The organism is Streptomyces sp. NPDC005775 (genome assembly GCF_042871565.1).
Classification (GTDB): domain Bacteria; phylum Actinomycetota; class Actinomycetes; order Streptomycetales; family Streptomycetaceae; genus Streptomyces.
Genome location: NZ_JBIAIU010000008.1, coordinates 300,502 through 312,743 on the forward strand (window position 1 = coordinate 300,502; position 12,242 = coordinate 312,743).

The following is a 12,242-nucleotide window of genomic DNA, read 5'->3' on the forward strand; positions in this document are numbered from 1 at the left end:
CCACGAGGGCTGAAGGCCCCGGCGGTCAGAGCGGCACCTGCCACACCACCTTCGTACCGGCGCCGTCCTCCCCGATTCCCGGCCCGAACCAACTGGACCCGCCGAGCGATTCCGCCCGTCGCGCCAGGTTCCGCAGCCCGCTGCGCCGGCCGCCCGCCGGAATGCCCACCCCGTCGTCGGCGACCGAAAGACGCACCGCGTCCTGCCCGTCGGGCAGCGTGGCGGTCGCGTCGACGACCACATCGATCCGTGACGCCTCGGCGTGGCGGAAGGCGTTGGACAGCGCCTCCCGGAGGGCCGCGATCAGATTCTTGCCGGTCAGCTCACCGACCAGGGAGTCGACCGGACCGAGGAAGCGGTGGGACGGTTTGAAGCCCAGCGGGACCGCCGCCATGTTGATCTCGCGCAGCACGCGGGTGCGCAGCCCCGAGGGCGCCTCGGCCGGCTCCTGCTGCAGGGCGAAGATCGCGGTGCGGATCTCCTGAATGGTCACGTCCAGCTCGTCGACCGCCCGTCCCACCCCGGTCTGCACCTCCGGCACATCCGACCGGCGCTGCGCGCTCTCCAGCATCATCCCGGTGGCGAACAGCCGCTGGATCACCAGGTCGTGCAGGTCGCGGGCGATACGGTCGCGGTCCTCGTAGACCGCGAGCCGCTCCCGGTCGCGCTGCGCCTCGGCCATCATGAGCGCCAGCGCCGCCTGCGAGGCGAACTGGGTGGCGAGGGTCCGCTCGGTCTCCGTGAACGGCCGGCCCCCCTTGGCGCGCGGGGTGGCGAGCGCGCCGAGCACCCGGCCCCCGCTGTGCAGCGGGAGCATCATGCTCGGGCCGAAGCGCTCCGCCAGCCTGGTGATCATGCGAGGGTCGGTGGCCGAATCGTCGATGAAGACCGCCTCGCCGTTCAACAGCCTCGCCACCACGGGGCTGTGCGCCGGAATGATCACACCGAGGGAGCCGGACGGGTCGTTCGCGGAGACGGCGACGATCTCCAGCCCCCCGTCCTCGGCCGGCAACAGCACGATGCCGACCGCCGATCCGGCGAGACGGCGGGCCTGCTCGGCGACGACGGAGAGCGCGTCGTCGGCGTCCCCACCGGACAGCAGGGCGGTGGTCACGGCCACCGACCCGTCGATCCACCGCTCGCGCTGCCTGGCCGCCTCGTACAGCCGTGCGTTGCCGATGGCAATGCCGGCCTCGGTCGCCAGCACACGGACCATGTGCAGGTCGTAGTCGTTGAACTCGCCGCCGCCGGTCTTCTCGGCCAGATAGAGGTTGCCGAAGATCTCACCCTGAACGCGGATCGGGACGCCGAGGAACGTGCGCATCGGTGGATGGCCCGGCGGGAAGCCCGCGAACCGCGGGTCGGACGTCAGGTCGGCCAGCCGCAGCGGACGCGGGTCGTGGATGAGGGCGCCGAGCAGTCCCCGCTGACCGTCCGGCCGTCGTCCGATCCTGCGCACCACGCCCTCGGAGACCCCGTAGGTGACGAAGTCGGACAGCCCCTCGCCCCGCTCGTCCACGACACCGATGGCCGCGAAACGGGAGTGCGCCAGCTCGGCGGCCGTCTCGCAGATCCGGTCGAGGGTGGAGTGGAGTTCCAGGCCCGTGCCCACCGACCGCATGGCCTCCAGCAGCCGGGGCACGCGGGCGGTGAGTTCGGTGGACAGGCCCTGCAGGCTGCGGGTCGCCTCCGTCGCGGCTTCCAGCGAGTCCGTCGTCGGCTGCGACGGGTCGTCCAGCGGGTCGCTCGAGCCCTGCGCATCCCCTGAGCCGTGCGGCCCCTTCGCGTGCTCCGGGTGGTTCGGGTCCGGCTCTGACATACCCAGAGCGTAGTTAGTCCCTTTTCGTGACGAAAGTCGAGATCTGAAGGCGGCACGGGCCATCAGGCACGCGCACCCACCGGCTTACCGGAATCGACGGCGGTCTCCCGTTCACGCTCCAGCATCCGCCGCAGAGGCCCGTCCACCGCCACGAGGGCGTCGTACGGACCGCGCTGCACGACGGCGCCGGCCTCCAGCACCACCACCTCGTCGACGGCGTCGAGCCCTTCGAGACGGTGGGTGATCAGGACGGTCGTACGCCCCTGAGTGGCCGCCAGCAGATCCGCGGTCAGGGCGTCGGCCGTCGCCAGGTCGAGGTGCTCGGCCGGCTCGTCCAGCACCAGGACGGGGAAGTCCGCGAGCAGCGCCCGGGCCAGCGCGAGCCGCTGGCGCTGACCGCCGGAGAGACGGGCGCCGTGCTCACCGACGAGCGTGTCCAGGCCGTCCGGCAGCGCCTGCGCCCAGTCGAGCAGCCGGGCCCGGCCCAGCGCGTCGCGCAGCTCCCCGTCCGTCGCACCGGTACGGGCCAGCCGCAGGTTCTCCCGGATGGAACTGTCGAAGATGTGGGCGTCCTGGGCACAGAGGCCGACGAACCGCCGGACCGTGTCCCCGTCCAGCGCGGCCGCGTCCACCCCGCCGAGCCGGTACGTCCCCGTCCGCGCGTCCAGGAAGCGCAGCAGGACCTGGGCCAGCGTGGTCTTCCCGGAACCGGACGAGCCCACCACCGCGATGCGCCGGCCGGCCTCCAGCGTGAGGTCGAGGTCGTCCAGCGCGTCGCGGTCGGCTCCCGCGTACCGGGCGGACAGGCCCCGGACCTCCACGGGGAAGGGCGAGGCGGGCGCCTCGGCCGGGACGGCGGGTTCCCGCACCGGCACCGGAGCGTCCAGCACCTCGAACACCCGCTCCGCACTCCGCCTGACCCGCTGCCGGTACTGCACGGCGAGCGGCAGGGCGGTCACGGCTTCGAAGGCGGCCAGCGGGGTGAGGACGACCACGGCGAGCTCCACCCCGGCCAGCCGGCCGTCGGCCACCGCGGGAAGGGCGACGAGGGCGGACGCGACCACGGTGAGGCCGGCGATCAGGGCACCCAGACCGCCGCCGAGCGCGGTGGCGGTCGCGGCGCGGGAGGCGATTAGGGTCAGCGCTCCGTCGGCCTCCCGGCCCCGGGCCAGGCGCCCAGGGAGCGCGCCCGCGACGGTCAGCTCGGCGGTCCCGCCGAGCAGGTCGGTGACCCGGGTGGCCAGATCGGCGCGGGCGGGCGCCAGCCGGCGCTCCGCGTGCCGGGCACAGGCGCCGCTGACGAGCGGGACCCCGACCCCGGCCAGCAGCAGTCCGGCGGCCAGGACGAGGCCCGCCTCGGGCAGCAGCCAAGCGGTGAAACCGGCGGCTCCCGCGCCCACGACCACCGCGGTCCCGGCGGGCAGCAGCCACCGCAGCCAGTAGTCCTGAAGGGCGTCCACATCGGCGACGAGCCGCGACAGGAGGTCACCCCGGCGGGTCCGGCGCAGGCCCGCGGGCGCGATGCGCTCCAGGCTCCGGTAGACGCCGACGCGGAGCTCCGCGAGCATCCGGAGCACGGCGTCGTGCGAGACGAGGCGCTCGGCGTAGCGGAAGACGGCTCGCCCGATGCCGAACGCACGGGTCGCCGTCACCGCCACCATCAGATAGAGCACCGGGGGCTGCTCGGAGGCGCGGGAGATCAGCCAGCCGGAAACGGCCATGAGGCCGACGGCCGAACCCAGCGCGAGACTTCCCAGCAACAGAGCCAGCAGCAGCCTGCCGCGCTGCGCGCCGGCGGCCTCCCTCACCCGGGTGAGCACGTGGCCCGCCCCCGCGGTCGTGTCCCGCAGCACCCGGGGTTCCCCCGACGGCTCGGCCGCCGCGGCTGCTGTTCGCCCCTCCGGCTCCGGCCCCACGACGGCTTCCCGCACACCCGCCGGATCCGCCACCGCGGCCGATGCCGTGTCCGGCACCCGCTCGGCCACTGCGGCAGGAGCCAGCGTCACCACCCGGTCGGCCACCGAAAGGAGCGCCGGCCGGTGGACAACCAGCAGCACGGTCCGGCCCACCGCCAGCCGGCGTACCGCCTCGACGATGCCCGCCTCCGTCTCACCGTCCAGGCTCGCGGTCGGCTCGTCGAGCAGCAGGACCGGCCGGTCGGCAAGGAAGGCCCGGGCGAGCGCGAGCCGCTGGCGCTGCCCCGCGGAGAGCCCGGCGCCGTCCTCACCGAGGAGGGTGCCGGCGCCGTCCGGCAGCGCGGCCACGAAGTCGTACGCACCGGCGGCGCGCAGCGCGGCCGTCACCGCGTCGTCGTCAGCCCCCGGCCCGGCCAGCCGCACGTTCTCCGCGATCGTGCCCGCGAAGAGGTGCGGGCGCTGCGGCACCCAGGCGATCCGCTCGCGCCAGCGCTCGGGGGAGAGGGCCGCCAGATCCGTCCCGCCGACCGTCACCCGGCCCTCGTCGGGCCGCACGAATCCCAGCACCACGTCCAGCAGCGTGGACTTGCCGACGCCGCTCGGACCGACCAGAGCGACGGTCTCTCCCTCGCCCACCACCAGCGAGGCCCCGGCGAGCGAGGGCTCGCTGCGCCCGGCGTGCCGTACGGTCACCTCCTCCAGTTCCAGCCGCAGTGAGCCGGGTACCTCCCGCGTACCGCCCGCGTGCGGCTCGGTCTCCAGGACGGCGAAGATCTCCTCGGCGGCCGAGAGGCCCTCGGCCGCGGCGTGGTACTGCGCGCCCACCTGCCTGATCGGCAGATAGGCCTCGGGCGCGAGGATCAGCACCACCAGGCCGGTGTAGAGGTCGAGCTCCCCGTGGACGAGCCGCATGCCGATGGTGACGGCGACGAGTGCCACCGACAGCGTCGCCAGGAGCTCCAGTGCGAAGGACGACAGGAACGCGATCCGCAGGGTGCGCAGGGTCGCCTGCCGGTACTGCGAGGTGATGGTGCGGATGGACTTCGCCTGGGCCTTGGCCCGGCCGAAGACCTTCAGCGTCGGCAGACCCGCGACCACGTCCAGGAAGTGCCCGGAGAGCCGGGACAGCAGCCGCCACTGCCGGTCCATCCGCGACTGGGTGGCCCAGCCGATCAGAATCATGAAGAGCGGGATGAGCGGCAGCGTGATGACGATGATCGCCGCCGAGATCCAGTCCTCGGTGACGACCCTGGCCAGCACCGCCACCGGCACCACCACCGCGAGCCCGAGCTGCGGTAGGTAGCGGGCGAAGTAGTCGTCGAGCGCGTCGATTCCCCGGGTGGCGAGAGCCACCAGCGAGCCGGTGCGCTGACCGCTCAGCCACTCCGGTCCCAGCTCTGCCGCCCGGGCGAGCAGCCGCCCGCGCAGTTCGGACTTCACGGCGGCACCGGCGCGGTAGGCGGCCAGTTCGGTGAGCCAGGAGACCAGGGCCCTGCCGAGCGCGACGGCGGCGAGCAGAAGGAGCGGCGTACGCAGATCCGTACCGGTGAGGCCGTCCTCGAATCCGCCCACCACCACCTCGGCCACGAGCATCGCCTGGGCGATGACCAGCGCCGCCCCGGCCACTCCGAGTACCACCACCGCTGCCAGGAACAGGCGGGTGGCACGGGCGTGGCGGAGCAGACGCGGATCGATCGGTTTCACGTGAAACACCCCATGCGGCTCGGCTCGGTCAAGGCACTCACTGCGTTCAGTGCGCGTCGGCGATGTGTTGCGTACCGATCCGCTTGCGGAACACCCAGTACGTCCAGCCCTGGTAGAGCAGGACCACCGGAGTGGCGATCCCCGCACACCAGGTCATGATCTTCAGCGTGTACGGACTGGACGAGGCGTTGGTGACCGTGAGGCTCCAGGCGTCGTTCAGCGAGGACGGCATGACGTTCGGGAAGAGCGTCAGGAACAACATCGCGACCGCGGCCGCGATGGTCACCCCGGAGAAGGCGAAGGACCAGCCCTCGCGCCCCGCGGCGATGGTCCCGATCGCTGCGACCAGGGCCACCGCGGCGACGACCATCGCGATCAGGCTCCAGCCGTCCCCGTGCTCCGCCTGGGTCCAGATCAGGAACCCCAGCGCGAGGACCGCGGTGACCACGCCCAGCTTCAGCGCCAGCCTGCGCGCCCGGGCCCTGATGTCCCCGACGGTCTTGAGCCCCGCGAACACCGCTCCGTGGAAGGTGAAGAGGAAGAGCGTGACCAGTCCACCGAGGATCGCGTACGGATTGAGCAGGTCCCAGAAGCTGCCCACGTACTCCATGTTGGCGTCGATCTTCACGCCGCGGACGATGTTCCCGAAGGCGACGCCCCAGAGCAGGGCCGGGATCAGCGAGGTCCAGAAGATCGCGTGCTCCCAGTTCGTCTGCCACTTCGCCTCGGGCCGCTTCGCCCGGTACTCGAAGGCCACACCCCGCACGATCAGGCAGAGCAGGATGATCAGCAAAGGCAGGTAGAAGCCGGAGAACAGCGTGGCGTACCACTCGGGGAACGCGGCGAAGGTCGCTCCGCCGGCGCTGAGCAGCCACACCTCGTTGCCGTCCCAGACGGGCCCGATCGTGTTGATCAGGACCCGCCGTTCCTTCCGGTCCCGCGCCAGCAACTTGGTCAGGACACCGATCCCGAAGTCGAATCCCTCCAGGAAGAAGTAGCCGGTCCAGAGAACGGCGATGAGCACGAACCAGACGTCGTGGAGTTCCATCTCTCGGCTCCCTGTGTTCTCAGTAGGAGAAGGCCATGGGCCGGTCGGCGTCGTCGTGGTCGCCGCCGATCCTGGTGGGCGGGTTGAGGTCGGCGTCGGTGAGCTCCGGCGGTCCGGCCTTGATGTACTTCACGAGCAGCTTGACCTCGATCACGGCGAGCACGGCGTACAGCGCCGTGAACAGGATCATCGAGGTGAGCACCTCGCCCTGCGAGACGCCGGGGGAGACCGCGTCACGGGTCTGCAGGACGCCGTAGACGACCCAGGGCTGACGGCCCGTCTCCGTGAAGATCCAGCCCCAGGAGTTGGCGATCAGTGGGAAGAGGAGGGTCCACAGTGCGACGATCCAGTAGCACTTGGCGAGCTTCGGGCTCAGTGCCTTGTTCTTGAACAGGACCAGATGGGGCACCTCGTCCTCACCGGTGCGCATCCCCGGCGGCAGCATGAACTTCTTCCGGGTCAGCCACAGCCCGAGGATCCCTAGCCCGAAGGACGCCATGCCGAAGCCGATCATCCACCTGAAGCTCCAGAAGGCGACGGGGATGTTGGGCCGGTAGTCGCCGGGGCCGTACTTCTCCTGCTCGGCCTTGTTGATGTCGTTGATGCCGGGCACGTAGGAGTCGAAGGTGTCGTCGGCGAGGAAGGACAGCACTCCGGGGATCGAGATCTCGACGGAGTTGTGCCCCTCGCTGACGTCTCCGTACGCGAAGATCGAGAAGGGTGCGGAGTTCTGCCCGTCCCACAGCGCCTCGGCCGCCGCCATCTTCATCGGCTGCTGCTTGAACATCACCTTGCCCAGCTGGTCCCCGCTGACGGCGGTGAGAAGGCCCGAGATCACGATCGTGATCAGCCCCAGCCGCAGCGAGGTCCGCATCACCGGGATGTGCTTCTTGCGCGCCAGGTGGAAGGCGGCGATACCGACCATGAACGCGCCACCGACCAGGAAGGCCGCCGTGATGGTGTGGAAGAACTGGGCGAGCGCGGTGCTCTGCGTGAGCACGTGCCAGAAGTCGGTGAGCTCGGCACGTCCGCGTTCCTTGTTGATGCGGTAGCCGACCGGGTGCTGCATCCAGGAGTTGGCGGCCAGGATGAAGTACGCGGAGAGGATGGTGCCGAGCGAGACCATCCAGATGCAGGCGAGGTGGATCTTCTTGGGCAGCTTGTCCCAGCCGAAGATCCACAGGCCGATGAACGTGGATTCGAAGAAGAACGCGATCAGCGCCTCGAACGCGAGCGGGGCCCCGAAGACGTCGCCGACGAACCGCGAGTAGTCGGACCAGTTCATCCCGAACTGGAACTCCTGGACGATCCCCGTGACGACGCCCATGGCGATGTTGATCAGGAAGAGCTTGCCCCAGAACTTGGTGGCCCTGAGGTACTTCTCCTTGTTGGTCCGCACCCAGGCGGTCTGCAGGCCGGCGGTGAGCGCGGCGAGAGAGATCGTCAGGGGAACGAAGAGGAAGTGGTAGACGGTGGTCGTTCCGAACTGCCATCGCGCCAGGGTCTCCGGCGCCAGAGCCAGCTCCACGTCGTCTTCTCCTTACGTCGCCGCCGATGCGTCGGCGGTTTGTCCCATTAATCCGACTGAACAGCGGAGGAAACGGGACACGCTTGTGAACGCGTTCACATTCACAAGCAATTATGGCGCACAGACTTTCGGAAGGTACGACCGGGGTACCCCTCGGGGACGTAGCGATCATTCCCCCCGAAGCAGACACTCCCGGCCCCCCGCGTCCGCCCACGCGAACGGCCCCGCACCTCGCGCACGAGATACGGGGCCGGCCAGCCGGAGAGTGCCGGTTACAGCTCCTTGCGGTACGACTCCGTCACCTTCAGGAACACGTCGTTCGCCTCGTCCTCACCGATCGAGACCCGCACGCCCTCGCCCGCGAAGGGCCTGACGACCACCCCGGCCCTCTCACAGACCGCGGCGAAGTCGGCCGTACGGTCCCCCAGCCGCAGCCAGATGAAGTTCGCCTGGGACTCGGGCACCGTCCAGCCCTGCCGCACCAGCGTCTCGGAGACCCGCTGCCGCTCGCACACCAGGGAACCCACCCGGCCCAGGAGCTCGTCCTCGGCCCGCAGCGAGGCCACCGCCGCGTCCTGGGCGACCTGGCTGACACCGAAGGGCACCGCCGTCTTGCGCAGTGCGGCCGCCACCGGCTCGTGGGCCACGGCGAAACCGACCCGCAGCCCGGCGAGCCCGTAGGCCTTGGAGAACGTCCGCAACACCGCCACATTGGGCCGGTCACGGTAGATCTCGATGCCGTCGGGGACGTCGGGGTCGCGGATGAACTCCTTGTACGCCTCGTCCAGCACCACGAGCACATCGCCCGGAACCCGGTCCAGGAAGCGCTCCAGTTCGGCCCGGCGCACCACGGTGCCGGTCGGGTTGTTCGGGTTGCAGACGAAGATCATCCGGGTCCGGTCGGTGATCGCGCCGGCCATCGCGTCCAGGTCGTGCACCTCACCGTCGGTCAGCGGCACCTTCACCGACGTGGCGCCGCTGACCTGCGTGATGATCGGGTACGCCTCGAAGGAACGCCAGGCGTAGATGACCTCGTCGCCCGGGCCCGAGGTGGCCTGCAGCAGCTGCTGGGCCACGCCGACCGAACCGGTCCCGGTGGCCAGGTGCGAGAGCGGCACACCGAAACGGTCGGACAGTTCGTTCATCAGGCCGGTGCAGGCCATGTCCGGGTACCGGTTGAAGTGCGCGGCCGCTGCCAGCGCGGACTCCATCACCCCCGGCAGCGGCGGATACGGGTTCTCGTTGGAGGACAACTTGAACGCGACCGGTCCGCCCGCGGCGGCCGGCTTGCCCGGCACATAGGCGGGGACGCCATCCAGTTCGGCGCGCAGCTTGGGGTTCGTCTCGCTCACCGCAGGTCCTCCTCGACCGTCCGTACACATCAATACTGCTCACCTTAAGAGGATTGGGCGCCGCTGCGAATGGCGGGAGCGCGGATTCGCCGGGTGAGTGCCGGAATGAGGGGGAGCGCTCCGCGCCGTGGCGCGCGCCGGTGGCTCACTCCGTGGCGCGCGTCCCTCGAAGAGGTGAGTTGAGACCTCTTCGAGACATCCACCTTTCGGCAGGCCCATCCGGCCCGACAGGTGACACTTGATGGTCGACCCCTGCAACACCCTGCATTAGTAAGGCGATTGGTGCTCGATGACCATGCAGAAACGTGCCTGTCAACGAGTGCATATGCGGCCGGGCCAAGTACCCGCCCGAGCCCTACTATCGGCTCGCCATGACAGCAGCAGGGAAGCACCAGGTGAGCCGGACGGAGACCCCCCGGCGCGGCGGCAGGCAGGGACGAGCAGGAATCCGGGACGTCGCCGCCGCCGCCGGGGTCTCCATCACGACCGTCTCCGACGCGCTCAACGGCAAGGGCAGGCTCCCGGACGCCACCCGCAGCCATGTCCGCGAGGTCGCCGAGCGCCTGGGCTATCGCCCTTCCGCCGCGGCCCGAACGCTCCGTACCGGCAAGTCGGGCCTCATCGGCCTCACCGTGACGACCTACGGGGACGAACCCTTCACCTTCACCGAATTCGCGTACTTCGCCGAGATGGCCCGAGCCGCCACCTCCGCCGCACTCGCCCGCGGCTACGCCCTCGTCATCCTCCCCGCCACCTCACGGCACGACGTCTGGTCGAACGTCGCGCTCGACGGCACCGTCGTCATCGACCCCTCCGACCAGGATCCGGTCGTCACCGAACTCGTACGCCAGGGACTTCCCGTCGTCTCCGACGGCCGTCCGGCCGGCACCCTTCCGGTCACCGCCTGGGTGGACAACGACCACCGGGCCGCCGTCCTCGACCTCCTGGACCACCTCGCCGCGGCCGGGGCGCGCCGCATCGGACTCCTCACCGGCACCACCACCGACACGTACACCCGGCTCTCGACCACCGCGTACCTCCACTGGTGCGAGCGTGTCGGCCAGGACCCGGTGTACGAGTCGTACCCCGCCCACGACCCGTGCGCGGGCGCGGTGGCGGCCGACCGGCTGCTGGCCCGTCCGGACCGCCCGGACGCCGTCTACGGCCTCTTCGACCCGAACGGCACCGATCTGCTCGCGGCCGCCCGCCGGTACGGCCTGCGCGTCCCGGAGGACCTGCTGCTGGTCTGCTGCAGCGAGTCCACCGTGTACGCGACGACCGAGCCGCCCATCACCACGCTCTCGCTCAAACCGCGCCGCATCGGCACGGCGGTCGTCCAGCTGCTCATCGACGCCATCGAAGGCGTCGATCAGGACGGACCGGTGGAACAGGTCATACCGACGGAACTCATCGTCCGGACCTCCTCGCAACGCCGTCCGCCACGCACCACGGTCAGCGCACCGCGCTCCCCGACAGGGGATTGATCAGGCCAATTGGGACCAATCGACCGATGAACCTGGCATGCGCGCGGATTCACCACCCCTGGTGCGTCACAGAGCACGATCCTCATTCCTATGATGGGCGCACGACACCGCGGACCACCCCGACCAGCAGGGCCCGTCAGGTGTACGGCGGCGCGACGGTGGTGGAGGGGTCGATGACACAGGGGGCCGGTCAGGAACCCGTGGTGCGGACGGCGACGTTGCGCGACTTCCGCGTACCGCCCTATGCGCAGTCCCCTGCGCCTCCCGCTCCACCGCACCCGGGCAGCGCCTTCCCGGGCGGCGAGCCACCGGAGGGGTACACCCCCACCGCGCGGGACCTCCCCGTGATCAGCCGCGAGGACACCGTCCGGGTACGGGCGGTGCCCGACCCGCACCCGGCCCAGGAGCCGGGGCTCGGACCGCTGTACGTGGTGGGTGACGTCCACGGCTATCTGGACGAGCTCGTCGCCGCCCTCGCCGAACAGGAGCTGATCGACTCCGAGGGCAACTGGTCCGCGGGCAACGCGCGACTCTGGTTCCTCGGCGACTTCACCGACCGGGGCCCCGACGGAATCGGTGTCATCGACCTCGTGATGCGGCTCTCCGCCGAGGCCGCGGCCGCCGGCGGCTACTGCAAGGCACTGATGGGCAACCACGAACTGCTGCTCATCGGCGCCAAGCGGTTCGGCGACACCCCCGTCAACTCCGGCGCCGGAACGGCCACCTTCCAGGCCGCCTGGCTGCTCAACGGCGGCCAGAAGACCGACATGGAGCGGCTCCAGGACGTCCACCTCCAGTGGATGTCCCGGCTCGACGCCGTCGTCGAGGAGGACGAGCACCTCCTGATGCACTCGGACACGACGGCGTACCTCGATTACGGCTCCACCATCGAGGACGTCAACGACACGGTGCACGCCATTCTCACGCGGAACGACGCCGATGAATGCTGGGACCTCTTCCGCAAGCTGACCAAGCGGTTCGCCTTCCGCGACGAATCGGGTCCGCAAGCGGTGCAGGAGCTCATGGCGGCCTACGGCGGCAGACGCGTCGTCCATGGTCACAGCCCCATTCCCTACCTCCTCGGCGAGGTCGGCTCCGAGGACGGCGAGGACCGGTCGGCTCCGCTGGTGGACGGTCCGCACGTGTACGCGGGCGGGCTCGCCATCGCCATGGACGGCGGAGTGACCATGGCCGGAAAGCTACTGGTCGTGCAACTGCCCCTGCATGACTGACGTTCTCCGGGGAAGACGCATCCCGACCTGAATACGGCGACCACTGGGCCTATTTACGGAAACCCCCTGTCACCCCGTGCCGTGGGCGCTCTACCATCGGCGTATCAGTAGCAGGCTCTCCTCCGTTTCCGCCCGACTGCCCGGTTCGCGCGGGCGCAA

Annotated in this window: 7 protein-coding genes; 2 read left to right on the top strand and 5 right to left on the bottom strand. The window is 70.4% G+C overall.

Annotated elements, in window-relative coordinates; translation table 11 throughout:
- Positions 1-25: 25 nt before the first annotated feature.
- From ACFYPA_RS20705 to hisC, 5 genes are all read right to left on the bottom strand, one after another.
- Complete coding sequence (locus ACFYPA_RS20705) at positions 26-1,819, bottom strand: GAF domain-containing protein (RefSeq protein ID WP_359082627.1); 1,794 nt, start codon at positions 1,817-1,819, stop codon at positions 26-28.
- A 62-nt stretch (positions 1,820-1,881) separates the two neighbouring features.
- Complete coding sequence (cydD, locus tag ACFYPA_RS20710) at positions 1,882-5,439, bottom strand: thiol reductant ABC exporter subunit CydD (RefSeq protein WP_359082626.1); 3,558 nt, start codon at positions 5,437-5,439, stop codon at positions 1,882-1,884.
- A gap of 46 nt (positions 5,440-5,485) precedes the next feature.
- Positions 5,486-6,487, bottom strand: a complete 1,002-nt coding sequence (gene cydB, locus ACFYPA_RS20715; RefSeq protein WP_359082625.1) for a cytochrome d ubiquinol oxidase subunit II — start codon at positions 6,485-6,487, stop codon at positions 5,486-5,488.
- A 19-nt stretch (positions 6,488-6,506) separates the two neighbouring features.
- Positions 6,507-8,015, bottom strand: coding sequence for a cytochrome ubiquinol oxidase subunit I (locus ACFYPA_RS20720; RefSeq protein WP_359082624.1), 1,509 nt, complete (start codon positions 8,013-8,015; stop codon positions 6,507-6,509).
- A 272-nt stretch (positions 8,016-8,287) separates the two neighbouring features.
- Positions 8,288-9,367: a histidinol-phosphate transaminase gene (gene hisC, locus ACFYPA_RS20725; RefSeq protein ID WP_359082623.1), complete on the bottom strand. Its 1,080-nt coding sequence runs from the start codon at positions 9,365-9,367 to the stop codon at positions 8,288-8,290.
- A gap of 371 nt (positions 9,368-9,738) precedes the next feature.
- On the opposite strand from hisC, the gene ACFYPA_RS20730 reads away from it, so the two are divergent.
- Both ACFYPA_RS20730 and ACFYPA_RS20735 read left to right on the top strand, forming a co-directional pair.
- Positions 9,739-10,851: a LacI family DNA-binding transcriptional regulator gene (locus tag ACFYPA_RS20730; protein ID WP_359082622.1), complete on the top strand. Its 1,113-nt coding sequence runs from the start codon at positions 9,739-9,741 to the stop codon at positions 10,849-10,851.
- 173 nt (positions 10,852-11,024) lie between these two features.
- Positions 11,025-12,083, top strand: coding sequence for a metallophosphoesterase (locus tag ACFYPA_RS20735; RefSeq protein WP_359082621.1), 1,059 nt, complete (start codon positions 11,025-11,027; stop codon positions 12,081-12,083).
- Positions 12,084-12,242 lie beyond the last annotated feature (159 nt).